At 62.3% G+C, this 18,229-nt stretch carries 19 protein-coding genes; 7 read left to right on the top strand and 12 right to left on the bottom strand.

All coding sequences use genetic code 11. From position 1 onward, the window contains the following. Positions 1-63: 63 nt before the first annotated feature. The 3 genes from V1289_RS18840 to V1289_RS18830 form a co-directional block, all read right to left on the bottom strand. Positions 64-705 carry a YjbE family putative metal transport protein gene (locus tag V1289_RS18840; protein ID WP_334398276.1) on the bottom strand — a complete coding sequence of 214 codons (642 nt, stop codon included), beginning with the start codon at positions 703-705 and terminating at the stop codon, positions 64-66. Between the two features lie 193 nt (positions 706-898). Beyond that, positions 899-1,252 carry a hypothetical protein gene (locus tag V1289_RS18835; protein WP_334398275.1) on the bottom strand — a complete coding sequence of 118 codons (354 nt, stop codon included), beginning with the start codon at positions 1,250-1,252 and terminating at the stop codon, positions 899-901. A 129-nt stretch (positions 1,253-1,381) separates the two neighbouring features. Next, positions 1,382-1,504: a hypothetical protein gene (locus tag V1289_RS18830; RefSeq protein ID WP_334398274.1), complete on the bottom strand. Its 123-nt coding sequence runs from the start codon at positions 1,502-1,504 to the stop codon at positions 1,382-1,384. Between the two features lie 433 nt (positions 1,505-1,937). Here V1289_RS18830 and soxC point away from each other — a divergent pair, with 433 nt between their 5' ends. Further along, on the top strand, positions 1,938-3,251 hold the full coding sequence (soxC, locus tag V1289_RS18825) for a sulfite dehydrogenase (RefSeq protein WP_334398273.1): 1,314 nt from the start codon (positions 1,938-1,940) through the stop codon (positions 3,249-3,251). After that, on the top strand, positions 3,238-3,774 hold the full coding sequence (locus V1289_RS18820) for a c-type cytochrome (protein WP_334398272.1): 537 nt from the start codon (positions 3,238-3,240) through the stop codon (positions 3,772-3,774). The genes soxC and V1289_RS18820 overlap by 14 nt, the downstream gene beginning before the upstream one ends. An 874-nt stretch (positions 3,775-4,648) precedes the next feature. Here the strand turns inward: V1289_RS18820 and V1289_RS18815 are convergent. Next, entirely contained in the window at positions 4,649-6,139 is a 1,491-nt protein-coding gene (locus tag V1289_RS18815) for a murein L,D-transpeptidase family protein (protein ID WP_334398271.1), read from the bottom strand. Between the two features lie 571 nt (positions 6,140-6,710). Continuing rightward, on the bottom strand, positions 6,711-6,851 hold the full coding sequence (locus tag V1289_RS18810) for a hypothetical protein (RefSeq protein WP_334398270.1): 141 nt from the start codon (positions 6,849-6,851) through the stop codon (positions 6,711-6,713). 371 nt (positions 6,852-7,222) lie between these two features. Between V1289_RS18810 and V1289_RS18805 the strand changes: the two genes are divergently transcribed. Beyond that, positions 7,223-8,494: an acyltransferase family protein gene (locus V1289_RS18805; RefSeq protein WP_334398269.1), complete on the top strand. Its 1,272-nt coding sequence runs from the start codon at positions 7,223-7,225 to the stop codon at positions 8,492-8,494. Between the two features lie 2 nt (positions 8,495-8,496). Here V1289_RS18805 and V1289_RS18800 read toward each other — a convergent pair whose 3' ends face one another. The 3 genes from V1289_RS18800 to V1289_RS18790 form a co-directional block, all read right to left on the bottom strand. Beyond that, positions 8,497-9,459, bottom strand: coding sequence for an acetyl-CoA carboxylase carboxyltransferase subunit alpha (locus V1289_RS18800; RefSeq protein WP_334407547.1), 963 nt, complete (start codon positions 9,457-9,459; stop codon positions 8,497-8,499). Between the two features lie 181 nt (positions 9,460-9,640). Beyond that, positions 9,641-10,594 carry a site-specific tyrosine recombinase XerD gene (xerD, locus tag V1289_RS18795; RefSeq protein ID WP_334398268.1) on the bottom strand — a complete coding sequence of 318 codons (954 nt, stop codon included), beginning with the start codon at positions 10,592-10,594 and terminating at the stop codon, positions 9,641-9,643. Between the two features lie 16 nt (positions 10,595-10,610). Beyond that, complete coding sequence (locus V1289_RS18790) at positions 10,611-10,757, bottom strand: histidine kinase (RefSeq protein ID WP_074272649.1); 147 nt, start codon at positions 10,755-10,757, stop codon at positions 10,611-10,613. 162 nt (positions 10,758-10,919) lie between these two features. On the opposite strand from V1289_RS18790, the gene V1289_RS18785 reads away from it, so the two are divergent. Genes V1289_RS18785 through V1289_RS18775 form a run of 3 tightly spaced genes read left to right on the top strand, consistent with a single transcriptional unit; the run spans position 10,920 to position 14,025 of the window. Continuing rightward, positions 10,920-11,552: a shikimate kinase gene (locus V1289_RS18785; protein WP_309180561.1), complete on the top strand. Its 633-nt coding sequence runs from the start codon at positions 10,920-10,922 to the stop codon at positions 11,550-11,552. Continuing rightward, positions 11,552-12,697: a 3-dehydroquinate synthase gene (aroB, locus tag V1289_RS18780; RefSeq protein ID WP_334398267.1), complete on the top strand. Its 1,146-nt coding sequence runs from the start codon at positions 11,552-11,554 to the stop codon at positions 12,695-12,697. The genes V1289_RS18785 and aroB overlap by 1 nt, the downstream gene beginning before the upstream one ends. An 11-nt stretch (positions 12,698-12,708) precedes the next feature. After that, positions 12,709-14,025, top strand: coding sequence for an HlyC/CorC family transporter (locus tag V1289_RS18775; protein WP_375143959.1), 1,317 nt, complete (start codon positions 12,709-12,711; stop codon positions 14,023-14,025). A 379-nt stretch (positions 14,026-14,404) separates the two neighbouring features. On the opposite strand, the gene V1289_RS18770 is transcribed toward V1289_RS18775, so the two are convergent. Continuing rightward, positions 14,405-14,851: a hypothetical protein gene (locus V1289_RS18770; protein ID WP_334398266.1), complete on the bottom strand. Its 447-nt coding sequence runs from the start codon at positions 14,849-14,851 to the stop codon at positions 14,405-14,407. A 154-nt stretch (positions 14,852-15,005) separates the two neighbouring features. Next, the gene (locus V1289_RS18765) at positions 15,006-15,281 is read right to left on the bottom strand and encodes a BolA family protein (protein ID WP_334398265.1); all 276 of its coding nucleotides are present in this window, start codon (positions 15,279-15,281) and stop codon (positions 15,006-15,008) included. A 109-nt stretch (positions 15,282-15,390) separates the two neighbouring features. Between V1289_RS18765 and V1289_RS18760 the strand changes: the two genes are divergently transcribed. Beyond that, positions 15,391-16,050, top strand: coding sequence for a J domain-containing protein (locus tag V1289_RS18760; protein WP_074272653.1), 660 nt, complete (start codon positions 15,391-15,393; stop codon positions 16,048-16,050). Between the two features lie 6 nt (positions 16,051-16,056). Here the strand turns inward: V1289_RS18760 and V1289_RS18755 are convergent, their stop codons facing one another. Together V1289_RS18755 and V1289_RS18750 are read right to left on the bottom strand one after the other, a co-directional pair. Next, the gene (locus tag V1289_RS18755) at positions 16,057-17,076 is read right to left on the bottom strand and encodes an ABC transporter substrate-binding protein (RefSeq protein ID WP_334398264.1); all 1,020 of its coding nucleotides are present in this window, start codon (positions 17,074-17,076) and stop codon (positions 16,057-16,059) included. Positions 17,077-17,117: 41 nt separating this feature from the next. Further along, positions 17,118-18,209, bottom strand: coding sequence for a citrate synthase/methylcitrate synthase (locus tag V1289_RS18750; protein ID WP_334398263.1), 1,092 nt, complete (start codon positions 18,207-18,209; stop codon positions 17,118-17,120). Between the last annotated feature and the right edge of the window lie 20 nt (positions 18,210-18,229).

The raw sequence follows: 18,229 nt of genomic DNA, 5'->3' as shown, positions 1-18,229 counted from the left end.
AAGCGGAAGTGGCGCCTTTTTACGATGTCCGCTACCGCCGCAGGAAACGACGCGGCAGTATGTTCATGTCGACGCAGCCTTCATGATATCCAATGTTCCGCGAAGCATCATCTCAACTGCGACGTAGAGAACGACGGCCAGACCAACGTAAGCAATCCATCGATGATTTTGCAGAAGGCGCGCAATGAGGGAAGCGGCCACGCCCATCATCGCAATAGAAAGCCCCAGGCCGAAAATCATGACGACTGGATGCTCGCGTGCCGCCCCTGCGACGGCCAAGACATTGTCGAGCGACATGGAAACGTCAGCCACGATAATCTGCCAACTCGCTTGGACGAGTGTTTTGCGGGGCTTGTCTTCGCCATATGTTCCTGCGACTGCTCCAGCAGCCTCCTTCGCTTCTATGGCCCCTGCCGGGGACGCGCGCAACTCCCGCCACATTTTCCAGCAAACCCACAACAACAGAATCCCGCCCGCGAGTAGCAGGCCGACGATCAGCAGAATTTGCCTCGCCAGCCCGGCGAACAGAATGCGCAAGATCGTCGCGGCGACGATGCCGATCAAAATCGCCTTGCCTTGTTGCGCCTGAGGCAGGCCCGCAGCAACAAGGCCGATGACGATGGCGTTATCGCCAGAGAGCATGAGGTTGATCAGAACGATCTCAAATAATGTGGTCAGGACATCTGTGCTGAGAAATTCAAACACGGCTCACGCTCCCCTTCTTGCCGGGAGAATGGCCCCTCTTTCGGCCCGGATTTTTTGGCAATGTGTGTAATGGGGTTCACCGACACGTGCCCCAATCCCGTGCCGCATATCAAAACAGGGCCACTCCAACTTAACTCCAGTCCGACACCGCAGCCTGATGGCTGCCAGAGGGGCCCGGCTTGGTGGCTATCTCCTACAGCGGTGTATCCGAATGATGTTCGAACAGTTGCTCGAAAAGCCGTACCACTTGATCCGGCTCGCTAAAAATCGCCGCTGCGCAACCCATCATGGTGAATGCGCCGGCAACATCCCATAACGTTACATTTTGCGAATTTCCGTGGGCGTGGATTGCGCGGGCCACGATGGCGGCGATCGCTGCGTCCGAGAAAAGCAGAATGCTGAACGCAGGCAAGACGAATCCGGGTTCCAGCAAGCGGATCATCATGAATACTTGGGCCGCGACCAATAGGCTCAACAACGCGAGTATGCCGAATGATTCCAGCGAAGGAACATTTCTCCTTATCCACCCTGCATTAGAAGCAATCATTTGTTCCCCTTGACATAAGGGCATCCTAACCGAGCCCGCGCCGTTGATTTACTGAACGCACTTCTCCTACGCTGGCCTGAGTGACCGGTTTGCCGACGTCTCCCCGGATCACTCTTTTGTCGGCCACGTTTATCGCCGCCGACCTTGCACCAGCGTAATAACGCCAGCACCCACCACGACAAAAACGATGACGGTGGCAAGCGCTTCCACCGAGGCCAGGGTCTGGTACCAATTGTTCCAAAGCTCAAGCATGCGCTCGCCTCTATCGAAGCCGCGCCCAGCACTGAGAAAATCCCAATGTGTCGAAAAGACCTGCCTCTGCAAGCAAAAATGCAATGCTACGTTTCGTCGCGCGCGCTTTCATCGCGCGGCAACATGACTTGTGCCGTACCGGTAGTGAGGCCGCTACCGTATATCGAGCGAAGGTAGATTGCGGTCGCCGCGCAGCGAGTTGGCCGGACCGAGAACGTGAGCGGTCTTGACCTTAAACCCCGTATGCTTGTCGAGACTGGTACTGGCGGCACTTTTCGGAAGTGACCGCTCTGACGCGTGATGTCCGTTGTTCGGGGTAGACCGGAAGTTGCGCGGCGGGGCCGTCAGGACGGTTTTTGACCCGAACCGGTCGTTGCGCGCGAGAGAAAATCAGTTCTATACTCTCAAGACGCCGACAGCTGTGGAGGCGGTCATGCCCAAAGGAATCCGTCATCCTTCAGGGGATGCTGTAGCTGGAAACGGTCTGATCGACCGGCGTGCACTGCTCGGGCAGGGCGTCGCTATAGCAGGCGCGCTCAGCACGGGCGTCGGGGCCTCGCTGACAAGCGCCGCGGCCGAGCCACTCAAGGATGATCCATGGAGCCTTGAGCCCGGTTCGAGCATCAAATCGTATGAGCTGCCGTCTCGGTTTGAGAAGAACGTCGCGCGGACGCTGAACAACCCCGACGGCCTGCCATTCGTTCAAACTGCGCGTACCCCGCATCACATGCTAAACGGAATGATCACGCCGAATGGCCTGCACTTCGTGGTCGCCTATGGCGGCCCGCCCGACATCGATCCGGATAAACACCGCCTCGTGATCCACGGCCTCGTCACGCGCCCCTTGATGTTCTCGCTTGAGGCACTTGCGCGCTATCCGATGGTGTCGCGTATCAGCTTCCTGGAATGCGGCGGCAACAGCGCACCGCTGTTTTCCCCCCAGCCGCTGCAGGGCAACGTTCAGGCACTGCACGGCCTCGCGTCTTGTGCTGAATGGACGGGTGTGAAGCTCTCCACCCTGCTCGAAGAAACCGGCATTGATCCAAAGGCGAAATGGTTCATCGCCGAAGGCGCGGACGCGCCTCACCTGACACGCAGCGTGCCCGTGGCGAAGGCCTTGGACGACGCCATGATCGCCCTTTATCAAAATGGCGAGCGCCTCACGCCGAGTAACGGGTATCCGGTGCGCCTGCTGTTGCCGGGCTACGAGGGCAACATGAACGTCAAGTATCTGCGGCGCATCAAGCTCGTGGCGGAGCCAGCCATGGGCTTCTGGGAGACCAAGACCTACACGCAGCTTCTCCCGAACGGCGAGGCATACCAGTTTTATTTCCTGCAAGAAGTCAAATCGTTCATCACGCAGCCGTCTCCTGGAATGACCCTAAAGCAGCCCGGCCTTTACCAGATTTCCGGTGTCGCATATTCCGGCACCGGCCGGATCGCCAGGGTTATGGTTTCGGCCGATGGCGGGCAGAGTTGGGCCGAAGCGGCGCTGCAGGAGCCGGTATTGGCGAAGGCTTTCACCCGTTTCCACATGGCTTGGCATTGGAACGGTGGCCCCGCAATACTTCAAAGCCGGGCCTGGGATGAAGCCGGGAACTTCCAACCCACACGCGCCGAGTTCGTAGCTCAGCGCGGCGAGTTGAAGAATGTCCCACCGATCGGGGCGTTTCCCAACCAGCACTTCAACGCGGTCACTAGTTGGGCGGTCGACGCCAAAGGGCAGATCAGCCATGCCTATAGCTAGAATTTTCGCCTATAGCGCTTCGTGGGTGTTCGCTCTGAGCATCAGCGTAGCGTTCGCCGACGGGCCCAATCTTGGCACGCCTATCGACCCCGCCGACGTCGCGGCTTGGGATATCGGCGTTATGCCTGACGGCTCCGGCCTGCCGGCAGGAAGCGGTACGCCGGCGCAAGGCGAGCGGATATACGCGGAAAAATGCGTCGCCTGCCACGACAAGGACGGCAAGAACAAATTCGGTTTTTCACCACTATTCGGAGGCGGCAAGATCACCGACATATCGGCCGGGATGAAGACCATCGCGAACTTTTGGCCTTATTCCACGACGCTCTTCGACTTCATCCGTAGAGGGATGCCGTGGCAGCAGCCGAAGTCACTCACCGACGACGAGGTCTACGCTCTGACCGCGTTCATCCTGGCGAAAAACAAACTCATAGGTGAGACCGACACGATGAACCCCGAGACGCTGCCCAAGGTGCGGATGCCGAACCGTGGCGGCTTCATAATCCGTTTCCCCGATAGAATTTAAGTTGAAATGTCGGCTCATGGCACATCGCGACATTTCGCTGCGCAGCGGGATTAGTCGGCCTTCGGGCGCAGCGGCCATTGGTCAAGTCAGCAAATTTATCGGTTCACGGCCTAACTGAACCAACCTGCTCAACAAAAACGAAACACTGTCACACTGGCGACGCAGCCCAAGGAATAGAGGCAGCTCTGAATGCGTTGCGCGAAAATCGCAAATTCCTGAAGCCGATCAACGTGATTTGGGTCGTCCAGTCCCCGTCGAAAAAATATTCCGCTTGTCGCGTCGGGCAAATCAGTGGTGTTTCTCCGCCCGTCTCACCCGACAAGAGGGGCGGCTCGCGATCGTCACGAAACGCGCGGTGGGATGCGGTGGACGCGGAAGCTGCGACTGACGAGCGCGGCTGATGCGGACGGCAAAATCGTGTGGTCCTGGCGCCCCGATGCTGGCGTCAAGTTTTTGAGAAGCAAGCTTCTCAGGGATGACGGTGGCAAGAAAACCGGTCACCGGGGAGAGCGCGCTATGAGCCGTAAAACCATTGCGCAGGGAAGGCCGGATGCTCTCCGCTGAACCTGTATGCTCGTGTGCGCATCTTTTTGCACAATTTTGCACACGAGACCGCGGGTGCAGCGCGCACCCGGCTTTCCCTGCGCCCTCTGTCGAGAGAGGGCGGAAAGTGATGCAAAGCTCGGGCATTTCATGCCGCGAGAATGCGCACGCATATTCTCAAGCTGTTTGACATTCGGATCAGAAATCTTATCCCGTCATTGCGAGGAGCGAAGCGACGCGGCAATCCATTCTCTCCCCGCGTAGAAACGTGGATTGCTTCGCTTCGCTCGCAATGACGGTTGAGGCTAAGGGCTGGAAGCGCGAGCCGCGCTTACTTCACCGCCCCGAAGCGGCTGTCGAACGAATTCGACGACACGATCGGCGCCGATCCCGCAACCAGGCTATCCTTCGCGGCGGGCGCAGGGGCAGGTGCCGCGGAGGCTGTGTCGGAAGCCGACGGCTTCAGCGCGGGCTTGGCGGCGGCCTGTTTGGTCTCGGCCTTTGGCGCGGCGGCCGGATGCGGCGTTTCGGTCCGCTTGGCTTCGATCACTTTCGGCTTCGCGGGCGGGGGTGGCGCGGTGCTTGCCGTGCTCGCCGTAGCGTCGGCCGTGCCGCCGATGCCGACCTTGCGGGCGAGGTTGCTGAAGAACCCGTCGGATTGCGCGTTCGGCGCTGCATTCGCCACCCGCGTCGGTCCCGCGGCAGGGGCCGCAGCCGCTGCCGCGATCTTTGGTTCCTGCGGCGCGCCGAGCAGAAGATTATCGGACGGCGCGCGCGGCGGATTGACGGTCGAGGGAATGGTGCCGGGCGCACGTGCCATCGACAGCAGCGACAGGCTCTGGCCGTCGCCGCCTTCGGACAAGCCGGTGTTGCCTTCGGGCACCCGGGCGGCAAATATCTTGTTCATGCCGCCATCGATGCCGGTGTTCAGCCGGGCAACCGGCGTTCCCTTTGAGATCAGCTTGGCGGTCTCGGCGGCGTCCTGTTGTTCCCTTTCGCGCGTGGCGTCGGCGAGCTCATCGGGAATGGCGTAGGCTGGGCACTTGGCGGAAGCGTCGAATACCGGATCGCGGGTGGCGTTCGGCGCCTTGATGGCATCGAACACGTATTTCTTCTCGCAGAAATCGACCTTCGGCTCCTGCCGCGTGATCTCGAAATGATCCCAGCCTTCCTTGATCATCTTCCAGAACGGCATGTTCGGGTTGTTGCGATGTTTCGCCATGTTGATTGGCGTCATCTTGAACGGATAGGCCTGCAGCTGGAACGCGCGCTGGCCGCCGAAGAAGGATTCGCGGCCGAGCGAATAGATTTCCGCGATCTGTTCGTCGGTCATCGCGTAGCAGCCGCGCGACGAGCAATCGCCATGTACCATCAGCTGCGAACCGGTGCGCCCAAGCGCGCGATCGAACGCGTTCGGATAGCCGGTATTGAACGACAGATAATAGGCCGACTGCGGGTTCATCTGCGCCGGCGAGATCGCATAGAAACCTTCCGGCGCCTGGCGGTCGCCTTCACGCACCTTCGGGCCGAGATCGCCCGACCAGCGGCAGATCGGATAGGTCTTGAGCAGCGCAAAGCGGCCGGAGCGATCCTGCTTCCAGACCTCGAGCTCCGCTTCCTCCTTGAACAGCCGGACCAGGATCGGTGAGTTCAGATCCATGTCCTTCTCGACCATCGCCTGGATCAGCTTGGGCGGGACCGGCTGGTTGGCCTTGGCGTTGGTGGCGAGCGAGACTTCGTCGCTGTTGCAGCCGGCCAGCAGCACACCGGCCGCAATGGCGGCCGATGTAACGAGCGCGCGAACCAGCGTGCGATATATCAAAGGCTAAGCTCCACACCCACCGGGCATTTTACGCACCCCAACATAGCGTTCATGCCCTGAAGCCATTGTTTAAAATACTACCCTTTGGTCCCTCGCCTCGCAACCCGAACGGGGCCCCAAGGCCGGTCACATGACAGGCATAGTCAACAGAGGTTAAAGACTGGGGTCTGGGCCTAATTGCGGCCGAATCGGCTGATTCGACCAAAAATCGACGATTTTCGAGGAAATGGGCCCAACTTGCCACCCGGATTGACGAACCTCCGTCGCCCCGGCCCCGCGGATGTAGGCGCAGATCGCGCGTGAGAAGGCGATGGAGAGAGCCGCAATTGTGTCGAAGGCGACAGGCAAGCCCGCGAATGGAGACGCCTTCCGCCTCGACATCAACGCGCTGCGCGCGGTTTCGGTGGCTGCGGTCGTTGGCTACCACTTCCAGATACCGGGGTTCGCCGGGGGATTTGTCGGCGTCGATATCTTCCATCACCGGCTACCTGATGACGGGCAAGGTGCTGAACGACCTGGCGCTGGGCCGGTTTTCGTTCATTGCGTTCCTTCTGATGCGGCTGCGCCGGATCTATCCGGCGCTGGCGGTGATGATCGCTTCGACCATCGTCGTTGGCTGGTTCGTGACCTTGCCGAACGAATATTTGAAGCACCTGCTGCAGGCGTTGTCGGCGCTGGTATTCCAGTCGAATTTCGCCTTCAACAGCGACAACGGCTACTTCGCGATGGCGGCCCAGACCAAGCCGCTGTTGCATACCTGGTCGCTCTCGCTGGAGGGGCAGTTCTATTTCTGGATGCCTCTGGTCGTACCGCTGGTCTGGCGCCTGGCTCCCGCCTCGAGGCCGAAGATCAGCGCAGTGATGACCACGTTTCAGGTTGTCGCGGCGGGCGCTGTCGCTGGCGTGGTGTTTGTGGGAGAGCCAGAACGACGCAACGGGCTCGTCCTTTTTCGCCCTGCCGGCCAGAGCCTGGGAACCGTTGGCCGGCGGATTGGTCGCCATCGCAGAGTTGCAGCGCCGATCCGAAAGTCCTGCCAAGAAATTTGCCAAGAATCTTGCCAAAGCCTCGTGGTTGGAAACGCGGATGATCGCTGTCCTCGGCTGGACGCTGGTCGCAGGCTGCATCCTCTCCCCTTTCCCGGAATCGCGATGGCCGGGCGTGCTCACCATCCCGCCGATCCTGGGCGCGGCAATGATCGTCGCGGCGCGACAGGATACCGGCGCGGGCGGCTTGCTGGCGATCTCATCGATCCAGCGCATCGGCGACTGGTCCTACTCGATCTACCTGTGGCACTGGCCGATCTGGGTCTTCGCGCTGAGCTGGCTGTCCCTGCGCGGTTATGGCGCAGGCGCCACGCAAAAGACATTGATGGTGCTGGCGTCGCTTGGGCTCGGCGCAATCTCCTATCGCTTCGTCGAACAACCGGTCCGATTGCGGCGGGATTTCTGGACGCCGCGCAGGCTGCTGGCGAGTTCCGGCGCTGCGTTCGCGCTGTCCATCGGGTTCGTGGCGCTGGCGTTCCTGAACCGCGGTTTCCCAAACAGGCTGCCGGAGTACATGTTGTCGGCCGAACTGGCGCGACGGACCAGCACGCCACGGGACGAGTGTTTCAGAGATTCGAATTCCACCAAAAAGGCGACCGAGACCTATTGCAGTTTCGGCAGCGCGGAGGTCGCGGGGAGGCCTTCCGCAATCCTCTGGGGGGATTCATATGCCAACCAGTACCTCGAGCCGGTTTCTGCAGCGGCGCTCGCCGGCGGAATCCATGGGCTGATCGCGACACAGAACGGTTGCAGGGCTTTCCTGGACGATCCTGCAGGGAATTCGGGGGATCAGCCCTCGTGCCGGAAATTCAACCGCAGCACGCTGGATTTCGCGCTGGGCCGGACTGAGCCGAGCATCGTCGTGCTGGCAAGTAACTGGGCCGATGGGCTCGAGGTCTCGGCCCTGGTTGAAAAACTGCTTGCCTCGGGCAAGACCGTCATCCTGATCATGCCGCTGCTGCACTTCGGCTTCGACCTCCCGCAGCGGTGGATTGAAAATCAGGTCCGGGCCGGCAGGGCGATCGACGAATGGAAGGTCAAGGCCGATCCCGTCCTGGCGATGAACTCGCTCAGGAACGCGATGGTGCAAATTGTGCAAAAGCACCGGAACAATCCGCGGCTGGTTACAGTGGATCCATTGTCCGTGATCTGCGAGCAGGGTGATTGTTATCTGGTCAGGAACGGGCAGGCCAATTTTCGCGATACCGCCCACATTTCCAACCTCAATGCGATGCAGTTCCGGGGCGTGTTCGACGCCGCGTTCAGGTCAGCTCTCCGCGCCGGACCTGACGCCGAGAAAAAAGCCGACTGAAATCAACCGAGCTTCCGGCCGATATCGAGAAACTTCTGCCGCCGCAGCCGTCGGATGCCGTCGCCATCGAGATTGCGCAAATCGTTGAGCGCCTGCGCAATGGCGTCGCCGGTAGCCGCGATCATGGCCTTGGAGTCGCGATGGGCGCCGCCGGCGGGCTCTTTCAGGATCTGGTCGATCACTCCGAAGCGCAGCATGTCCTGCGCCGTGATCTTCATGCTGGTGGCGGCTTCCTGGGCCTTGGTGCCGTCCCGCCACAGGATCGAGGATGCCGCCTCCGGCGAGATCACGCTGTAGATCGCGTGCTCGAACATCAGCACGCGGTTCGCGGTGGTGATCGCGATCGCTCCGCCCGACATGCCTTCGCCAGTGATGATTGCGATATTGGGCACGCCCAGCGACAGGCAGGCGTCGGTGGAGCGGGCAATCGCCTCCGCCTGGCCGCGTTCCTCGGCCCCGATGCCGGGATAGGCGCCGGCCGAGTCGACGATCGACAGCACGGGGATACCGAAACGGTCCGCCATCTCCATCAGCCGGACCGCCTTGCGGTAGCCTTCGGGGCGGGCCATGCCGAAATTGTGCTTGATCCGGCTTTCGGTGGTGGCGCCCTTTTCCTGGCCGATCACGCAGATGCTCTCGCCGCGGAAGCGGCCGAAGCCGCCCATCAGCGCCTCGTCCTCGCCGTACTTGCGGTCGCCCGCCATCGGCGTGAATTCCGGGATCAGCGTGGTGACGAAATCGGTGAAGTGCGGACGCTGCGGATGGCGCGCCACCAGCGTCTTCTGCCACGGCGTGAGGTTGGCGTAGAGGTCGCTCAGTGCTTGCGACGCCTTGTCCTCGATCCGCGAAATCTCATCGCCGATGTCGCTGCCGGTCGCGGCAAGCGCGCGCAATTCGTCGACCTTGGCCTCGAGTTCGGCGACGGGTTTTTCGAAGTCGAGATAGCTGCGCATCTGATCCGGCATCAAATCAATATAGAGAGGAACATGCTTGCGGGCGAAGCGGTTTCGGTAGGGGGCAGAGAACGTTCGTATCTTCAACGATTTAGCGTGCATTCGGAGAGAATGCGCGCCGCCGGTTGCGGGCGGGTGACGGCTCTTTCGGGGGAGAAGCCGCCGAAGTCAAGGCGCGCGCGCGTTTTCGAACCTACTTCTCCGCCAGCGGATGCAGGTCGCGCACCAGGCTTTTCAGCCGCTCCTCGACCACATGGGTGTAGATCTGCGTGGTCGAGATATCGGTGTGGCCGAGCAGCGTCTGCACGATGCGCAGGTCGGCACCGTTATGCAGCAGATGGCTGGCAAAGGCGTGCCGCAGCACATGCGGGCTGACCAGCCGCGGCGCCAGGCCGGAGGCGGCGGCGAGCTCCTTGAGGTCGCGCGCAAAATGCTGCCGCGTCAGATGCCCGCTCTCGCCGAACGAGGGGAACAGCCATTTCGAGCTGGCGGCGTTTTTCTTTTTCTCCGGTTTGAGCGCCTCGATCGCGGCCAGGTAATCGGCCATCGCCTGCCGCGATGCCTCGTTCAGCGGCACCAGCCGTTCCTTGTTGCCCTTGCCGCGCACCACGATCATGCGGGCGTCGCGGCGCGCGGCCGACAGCGGCAGCGAGACCAGCTCGGAGACCCGCAGGCCGGTGGCGTAGAGCACTTCCAGCAGGCAATACAGTCGCAGCGCGCGGAGCCGTTGCGCAGGCGAAACGTCCGTGCGCGTCAATTCCTGGGCGCGCGTCAGCATGCGGTCGACGTCCGAGATCGACAGCACCTTTGGCAGGCCGCGGCCGCGTTTCGGGCCCGACAGGATTGCCGCCGGATCGTCACTGCGAATCCGTTCGTTCAGCAGAAAGCGGAACAAATGCCGCATCGCCGACAGCCGGCGGGCCACGCTGGAGGATTTGAAGCCGCGCGAATCGAGATCGGCGAGGTAGTCCCGCAGCGTTTGGGTCTCGGCGCCGGCAAAGCTTTGGCCGGCGTGCATGAGGAACTCGGAGAAATCGGTGAGGTCGCGGCGGTAGGCGTCGAGCGTATTGGCGCCCGCGCCCTGTTCGGCCGCGAGCATGTCGAGGAACAGGCTGGTCAGTTTGGCATCTGGGGGGTTGGAACGCATTCCAGGATGATAGCCCCTATTTCTTGAGGAACTTATCTGCGGGGATGGTGACGGTGATTTCCCGGGGCTTCGGGTTCACAAAATTCGCCAGCGCGAAAATGATGCCGTAGATGATTCCGGCGATCACGGCCACGACCGTCAGGAAGCGGAACAGGCTGGGCATCAGGAAGCCTCAGGTGGCAAATTAACCATTGAAATCATCGGGGAAGCAGGGCCCGACTACCTACATGTTCCTCCCGGCGTTGCAAGAGTCTCTGGCAACGGTATCGGCGGGGGTAGTATAGGTGGCGTGAACCGCGGAAAATCCGCCGATGACAAGGTTTTGATGCCCGAGACAGCCACACCGGCACCCGCCAACGCACCCCAGGACGCCGCAATCACGGCGGCCCTCGGAAGGCGTTCGATCGTGCTGGTCGGCATGATGGGCGCCGGCAAATCCACCATCGGACGCCGGCTGGCCGGACGGCTGCGGCTGCCGTTCCTCGATGCCGATATCGAGATCGAGGCGGCGGCCGGGATGTCGATCCCCGATATTTTCGAAACCCATGGCGAGCCGCATTTCCGGGACGGCGAGGCGCGGGTGATCGCGCGACTGCTCGACAACGGCCCGGCCGTGCTGGCCACCGGCGGCGGCGCCTTCATGCGCGAGGAAACCCGCAACCGCATCCGCGACAAGGCGGTCTCGATCTGGCTCAAGGCCGATGCCGACATCATCATGCGCCGGGTCAAGCGTCGCGCCGACCGGCCGCTGTTGCAGACCGAGGATCCGGCTGCGACCGTTAGCCGTCTGCTCGAACAGCGCGAGCCGGTCTATCAGAACGCCGATCTGACGATCTGGTCGCGCGATGTGCCGCACGAACGAATTGTCGATGAATGTATCGAGGCCCTGCGCGCCCGGCTGTGCGGCGACGCGACGCCGCCGACCCAGCAAACAACCGACGGAATGAGCGTCACGTGATGACTGCGCCACTGAAGCATTCGAAACCGATCACCGTCGACGTCGCGCTCGGCGACCGCGCCTATGACATCATCATCGGCCGTGATGTGCTGCAGACGCTGGGCGGACGCGTCGCGGCGTTGCGGCCGGGGGTGCGGACCGCTGTTGTGACCGACCGCACCGTCGCAAAGCATTGGCTGGAGCAAACCGAAAGCTCGCTGGCGGCGGCCGGCATCGCCACCTCGCATGTCGTCGTCGAGGAAGGCGAGGGCTCGAAGACTTATGCCGGACTGGAGAAGGTCTCGGAAGCGCTGATCGCGGCCAGGATCGAGCGCAACGATCTGGTGATCGCGCTCGGCGGCGGCGTGGTCGGCGATCTCGCAGGCTTTGCGGCGGCGATCCTGCGCCGCGGCGTTGATTTCGTGCAGGTGCCGACCTCATTGCTGGCGCAGGTCGATTCGTCCGTCGGCGGCAAGACCGGGATCAATTCGCCGCAGGGAAAAAACCTGCTCGGCGCGTTTCATCAGCCGGTTCTCGTGATCGCCGACACTTCGGTGCTCGACACCCTGTCGCCGCGCCAGTTCCGCGCCGGCTACGCCGAAGTCGCCAAATATGGCGTGCTCGGCGACGAGGCGTTCTTCACCTGGCTGGAAGCCAATGCCGCCGAGATCTTTTCGGGAAGTGCCGCGCGCGAGCACGCGATCGCGACCTCCTGCCGCGCCAAGGCCGCAATCGTATCGCGCGACGAGCGCGAGACCGGCGAGCGGGCGCTGCTCAATCTCGGTCATACCTTCGGCCACGCGCTGGAGGCGGCGACCGGTTTTTCCGATCGGCTGTTCCACGGCGAAGGCGTGTCGGTCGGCATGGTGCTGGCGGCGGAATTTTCCGCGCAGCTCGGCATGATCTCGGAAGCCAGCGCCGCCCGGGTCGAACGCCACCTTGCTTCGGTGGGCCTGCCGACCCATCTGCAGGATATCGCCGGCTTTGCCCAGGAGGGTCTCGCCGATGCCGACGCGCTGATGACGCTGATGGCGCAGGACAAGAAGGTCAAGCGCGGCAAGCTGACCTTCATCCTGCTGGAGGCCGTGGGCCGCGCGGTGATTGCCAACGACGTCGAGCCCGCGCTGGTCCGCGATTTTCTTCAACGCAAGCTGGCGAAGACCTGAACTCTGTCCGGATGAATAACTTGGATTGGATCGCGCTCTCCATCGTCGTCGCCTGTCTCTTCGTCTCCGCGTTCTTCGCGGCGAGCGAGACCGCGCTGACCGGCGCCTCGCGCGCCAGCATGCTGCGGCTGTCGAAGCAGGGCAACCGCGAGGCCGGCGTGGTTTCCAGCCTCATCGCCATGCGCGAGCGCTTGATCGGCGCGCTCTTGCTCGGCAACAACATCGCCAATATCGGCGCCTCGGCGCTCGCGACCGGCATATTCACCGCCTGGTTCGGCGAGGTTGGCGTGCTCTACGCCACCGGCCTCATGACCGCGCTGGTCGTGATCTTTGCTGAGGTGCTGCCGAAGACCATCGCCATCAATGCGCCGGACCGGGTGTCGCTTCTGGTCGCCCGCCCGATGCGGCTGATGTTGTATCTGCTGGGCCCGCTGCTTGCCGTTGTCGAAGCGATCGTCCGACTGCTGATGCGGATGCTCGGCGTCAAGATCGGCCACAATCAGCCGCTGCTGTCGCCGACCGAGCGGCTGCGCGGTGCGGTCGATCTGCTGCATCACGAAGGCAACGTCGAAAAGCAGGACCGCGACATGTTCGGCGGCCTGTTGGACCTGCGCGAGCTGCAGGTGTCCGACGTCATGGTCCATCGCACCGAGATGGTGATGATCAATGCCGACCTGCCGCCGGAAGACCTGGTGCGCGAGGTGCTGGCGACCGAGTACACCCGCATTCCCTTGTGGCGCGACAAGCCGGAAAACATCATCGGCGTGCTGCACGCCAAGGACCTGTTGCGGGCGATCCGGGCTTCCGAAGGCGACACCGCCAAGATCGACGTCTCGACCATCGCGCTGCCGCCATGGTTCGTGCCGGAGATGCGGTCGGTGTCCGAACAGCTGAAGGCGTTCCGCCGCCGCAAGACCCACTTCGCGCTCGTCGTCGACGAGTACGGCGAGGTCGAAGGCATGGTGACGCTGGAGGATATTCTCGAAGAGATCGTCGGCGATATCTCCGACGAGCACGACGTGGTGGTGGCCGGCGTCCGCGCCCAGCCCGACGGCTCGGTCGTGGTCGATGGTTCGGTGCCGATCCGCGATCTCAACCGAGCGATGGATTGGCATCTGCCCGACGAGGAAGCGACCACCATCGCGGGGCTGGTGATTCACGAGGCGCGTTCGATCCCCGAGCGCGGCCAGAGTTTCACCTTCCATGGTTTCCGCTTCCGCGTGCTGCGCCGCGAGCGCAACCGCATCACCGCGCTGCGGATCGTGGCGGTGCCGCGCGAGGCCGAAACCGAAGAGAAAAAGCCGAAGCGGGCGGGGACGGCGTTCTGAGCGCGGGTCCTCGTCACCAATTCAGAGGTAGATGGCAGGAACCTTGAGCCAGTTGGCAGAGGTGGATTGCCGCGCCGGTCTTGACGACTATCCCGGTTCCCAAAAGCAGCAGGATGCAGCCCAGTGTGGAATAAGGGCTCTCGCCGCTCCGTTGCGAATGATTGTCCATGACCGCACCAAAATAACAGGAAATCGCCCAAGCCCGCGCATCGCGCGCCGTTTCCTGCGGCCAATATGAAAAGGCCGGCGTAGGAATTCCAGACGAACGGCGCGGTCACGTCATAATGGCGGAATAAGTGTCACTGCGCTCAACCCCGTCACCCCGTTGAGGCCGCGTCGCGGCCGTCTCGAAGGGCGCAGGTGACGGATTTCGGAGAGATTATTCGATATCGATGCTGACGCCGCTCAGCTTCCAGGTGCCGTCGGCCGGAATGAAGCCAAGCTGGTATTTCACCTGCTTGGGCGTCGTCTCGAAATGGCCTTTCAGCCGCAACACGCCCTTCTCGTCGATTTTGGCGTCTTCGTCGGAAACGATCGGCTTTGCGACCACGGCGTCGAATACGGCGTGCTTCTCGATCAAATCCTTGAAGATCGTCCGCAGCTTTTCCGGCGAAAACTGGTCGCGGAACGGCTTTGATATTTTGGCGTGGAATACCGTGAAATTGTCCGCCGCCACCGCGTCGTTGAGCGACACCAGGATGCTCTTGACCAGAACCTCCTGCACGAACGGGCTCGGCATGTCCTGCGCCGAGGCCTGGTCCGCGCCGCATACAGCAAGAGCGGCAACGACGGCAGCTGCAAATCGCAGATATGCCCAATGAACCATCGGACTGCCTCTTCGATTGGCGGCAACGGCCCGGGGTAAGCCTGATCCTCGTTCAAAAGGAACCGGTTCATCGCCTGCGCGATCATCCAAAATAATGGAAAATGGCGACGGCGTCTGCCGCGATCTTGATCGGCTCAGGCGCGCCGCTCCGAATTCAGCCGCTGGCTTCCCCTGGGGCCTCGGCCTTGATCGCCAGCGCGTGTACCGAGTCCTTAAGTTCCGCCGAAAGCGTCGCGTTAATCATGCGGTGGCGTTCGATCCGGCTCTTCCCTTCGAAGGCCGGCGACACAATATACACCCTGAAATGCGTCTCGCCGCCCGGCCGGTGGCCGGCATGGCCTTCATGCAGATGTGATTCGTCCGCGACGTTGAGGCTTTCCGGCGTGAAAGCTTCACGCAACTTGTTTATGATAACGTCCCTGGTGCTCATGGCGGCGGCAATACGCTCCAAAGCCGCTGTTCGTCAATGGCGCATCCGAAGTGAGGGTTTGGCAATGTCAAGACTTGAAGCCTTGGGCATTGCGTAGTCAAAGTTAGCTATGGCGATTGATTCATCCAAATTCTTCGACTCCATTCGCATCAAGCCCAACAAGCTGAGCGCGAAGCAGCAGGCGCAGGCGCGGGAAGAATCCGCGATGTGCGAATGGGCGGGTTGCCCGAACAAGGGGCCGCACCGGGCGCCGAAGGGCCGTGAGAACTCGAAAGAGTACTGGCACTTTTGTCTCAACCACGTCCGCGAATACAACCAGTCCTACAATTTTTTCCAGGGCATGAATGCCGACGCCGTCGCGCGCTACCAGAAGGATGCGCTGACCGGCCATCGTCCGACCTGGAAGATGGGCGCCAACGGCGGCAAGAAGGGCAAGGCAGGCGCGGAGGCCGATCTGGACGCGGCCGCCGATCCGTTCAGCATGTTTAGCGAACTCAACGGCCGTGGCCGCTGGCGGCCGGGCCCGGGCGGCGCGGCCGGCGAGGCCAAGCCTGAGACCCGGAAGGTGATGAACGCCGAGCGCAAGGCGCTGCAGGTGATGGGGCTCGGCCCCGACGCGACGCTGGAAATCGTCAAGGCAAAATACAAGGCGCTGGTGAAGCAGCACCATCCCGACGCCAATGGCGGCGACCGCTCCACCGAGGATCGCCTGATCGAGATCATCAAGGCGTATAATTACCTGAAAACGGTGGTGCGGGGCGCGAGCTAGCCCTTCTCATTCGATGATCTGATCGGCGCGGCCGAGCAGCGAGAGCGGCACGGTGATGCCAAGTGTCTTAGCGGTTTTCAGGTTGACGATCAGCTCGACTGTCGTGGACCGTTGCACCGGCAGGTCTGCCGGCTTTTCGCCCTTGAGAATCCGCCCCGCATAGATGCCGGCCCATCGATAGGATTCCTTGATGTTGCCGCCATAGCTCATCAGGCCGCCAGCACTGGTGAACTCGGTGTACTCGTAAATCCCGGGTATCGAATAGCGCAGCAATAGTTCGGCGAGCAAACGGCTCTTTGCATTGAAGAAGGCGTCGGCGCCGACCAACAAAACGCCGGCCTTTTGCCGAGGAAAGTCCGCGAGTGCGGCTTCGATCTCGGCCTCGGTGCCTGCGCGCAGGATATGAAGCTGCAATCCAAGGTGGGCGGCCGCAGCCTGCACTTCTGCCAACACCTTCTCAGCCCGTGGCGGGTCTCTTGGATTCAAAAGGAGCGCGATGAGGGCTGCGGTGGGCATCAGCTCATGCGCTAGTTCCAACCGTTTTGGTCCCAACTCGGCGTTCAACTGGCTCACCCCGGTGACGTTGCCTCCGGGCCGGCTCAGGTTTGGGACGAGGCCTATGGCCACCGGGTCGCTGGCGGTGGTGAAGACGATGGGGATTGTGTCGGTCGCCTTCTTGGCCGCGAGATTGGCAGGGGTGTTGGCGACAATCACCGAAACCCGCCGGCGCACCAGATCGGCGGCTATTTCTGGCAACCGATCATAACGCCCCTCTGCCCAGCTATATTCGATCGCTACGTTCTGACCTTCGATATAGCCGCTTTCCTTCAGACCATCGCGAAATGCGGTGACGTAGGGACCATAGCCCTCCGGCCAGGTGCCATTGATAAATCCGATCACGGGCATTGCCGCTTGCCCGCGTGCAACAAGCGGCCACGCCGCCGTGCCGCCGAGCAGCGTGATGAACTCACGGCGTTTCATCGTTGGTAGTTTCCGCGCCAGCAAAGGGGTGATGCTCTTGAGCAATAACTAACACACCACCGCAACATGTTGCAGTCAAGCCGCGCTCAATCCGGCATCGCTCCGATATAGGCCGAACTCGGCCGGATCAGCCGGCCGCCGCGCTGCTGCTCGCGGGCGTGTGCGGTCCAGCCGGCCGCGCGCGCGACCGCGAAGATCGGCGTGAACGCCTGCCGCGGGATCGCGAGCGCGTCGAGCAGGATCGCGGTGAAGAATTCCACATTGGTGTCGAGCGGACGGTCTGGATTTTTCTGCCGCAACGCCGCGCGGATATAGGCCTCGACTTCGCCGGCGAACGGCAGGTCGGTGCCATCGACCGCAAGCCGCTCGATGGCCTCCTTGAGCACATCGGCGCGCGGATCGCGGACGCGATAGACGCGGTGGCCAAAACCCATCAGCCGTTCGCCGCGTTTAAGCGCGCTGTCGACCCACGGCTTGATCCGCTCGCGTGAGCCGATCGCGTCGAGCATTTCCAGCACCGGCTCCGGCGCGCCGCCATGCAGCGGTCCGGTCAGCGCACAATATCCACCGGTGACGGCTGCGAACAAATCGGCCTGGGTCGAGGCGATGACGCGCGTCGTGAAGGTCGATGCGTTCATGCCGTGATCGCACACGGTGACGAGATAGGCGTCGAGCGCCGCGACCTCGCGCGCACCGGGTTTGCGGCCCAGCATCATCGACAGCGTATCGGCGGCATGGCCGAGCGTCGCATCCGGCGCGATGGGGTCGTTGCCGCGGGCGAGCTGCACCAGCGCGCCCGCGATCACCGGAAACGCGCCGACGATGGTGGCCTCATGCGGCAGTCCATTTTCGGCGCGCAGCCCTGCGATCGCGGCCCGGAAACCGTCGACGACCGACAGCCCACGGGTAATTCCGAGCAGGTCCGGCAACCTGGCAAAGGCGCGTTCGCGGGCGGCGCCCAGTGCGGCGCGGACCCCGGCTTCGCCGACCGGCTGGCCGGTTCCGCCGCTCCATAACCTTGCTGTGACACCTTCGAAGCCGGTCTTGCGGGCGAGGTCGCCGACGTGCTCGCCGGCAATGATCAGTTCGCCGCGCTCGCCGTCGACATGGCTCAGCACGGTTTCGGCGGCCGCAACGCCGTCGAGGCCGATCGGGGTTTTGGAAAGCTGGATGTTCATGACGGGTCTCCTTTGCTGTC

Source organism: Bradyrhizobium sp. AZCC 2289 (assembly GCF_036924615.1).
Lineage (GTDB): Bacteria > Pseudomonadota > Alphaproteobacteria > Rhizobiales > Xanthobacteraceae > Bradyrhizobium.
The sequence above is the reverse complement of the archived record's forward strand: the minus strand, read 5'-3'. Positions and strand labels throughout refer to the sequence as shown.

Coding starts and splice junctions, on each gene's coding strand:
- V1289_RS18830 (WP_334398274.1), bottom strand. CDS start 1,504: ATGCTTGAGCTTTGGAACAATTGGTACCAGACCCTGGCCTCGGTGGAA.
- V1289_RS18750 (WP_334398263.1), bottom strand. CDS start 18,209: ATGAACATCCAGCTTTCCAAAACCCCGATCGGCCTCGACGGCGTTGCG.
- V1289_RS18785 (WP_309180561.1), top strand. CDS start 10,920: ATGCCCGAGACAGCCACACCGGCACCCGCCAACGCACCCCAGGACGCC.
- V1289_RS18805 (WP_334398269.1), top strand. CDS start 7,223: ATGATCGCTGTCCTCGGCTGGACGCTGGTCGCAGGCTGCATCCTCTCC.
- V1289_RS18775 (WP_375143959.1), top strand. CDS start 12,709: ATGAATAACTTGGATTGGATCGCGCTCTCCATCGTCGTCGCCTGTCTC.
- xerD (WP_334398268.1), bottom strand. CDS start 10,594: ATGCGTTCCAACCCCCCAGATGCCAAACTGACCAGCCTGTTCCTCGAC.
- soxC (WP_334398273.1), top strand. CDS start 1,938: ATGCCCAAAGGAATCCGTCATCCTTCAGGGGATGCTGTAGCTGGAAAC.
- V1289_RS18790 (WP_074272649.1), bottom strand. CDS start 10,757: ATGCCCAGCCTGTTCCGCTTCCTGACGGTCGTGGCCGTGATCGCCGGA.
- V1289_RS18760 (WP_074272653.1), top strand. CDS start 15,391: ATGGCGATTGATTCATCCAAATTCTTCGACTCCATTCGCATCAAGCCC.
- aroB (WP_334398267.1), top strand. CDS start 11,552: ATGACTGCGCCACTGAAGCATTCGAAACCGATCACCGTCGACGTCGCG.
- V1289_RS18800 (WP_334407547.1), bottom strand. CDS start 9,459: ATGCCGGATCAGATGCGCAGCTATCTCGACTTCGAAAAACCCGTCGCC.
- V1289_RS18835 (WP_334398275.1), bottom strand. CDS start 1,252: ATGATTGCTTCTAATGCAGGGTGGATAAGGAGAAATGTTCCTTCGCTG.
- V1289_RS18770 (WP_334398266.1), bottom strand. CDS start 14,851: ATGGTTCATTGGGCATATCTGCGATTTGCAGCTGCCGTCGTTGCCGCT.
- V1289_RS18820 (WP_334398272.1), top strand. CDS start 3,238: ATGCCTATAGCTAGAATTTTCGCCTATAGCGCTTCGTGGGTGTTCGCT.
- V1289_RS18765 (WP_334398265.1), bottom strand. CDS start 15,281: ATGAGCACCAGGGACGTTATCATAAACAAGTTGCGTGAAGCTTTCACG.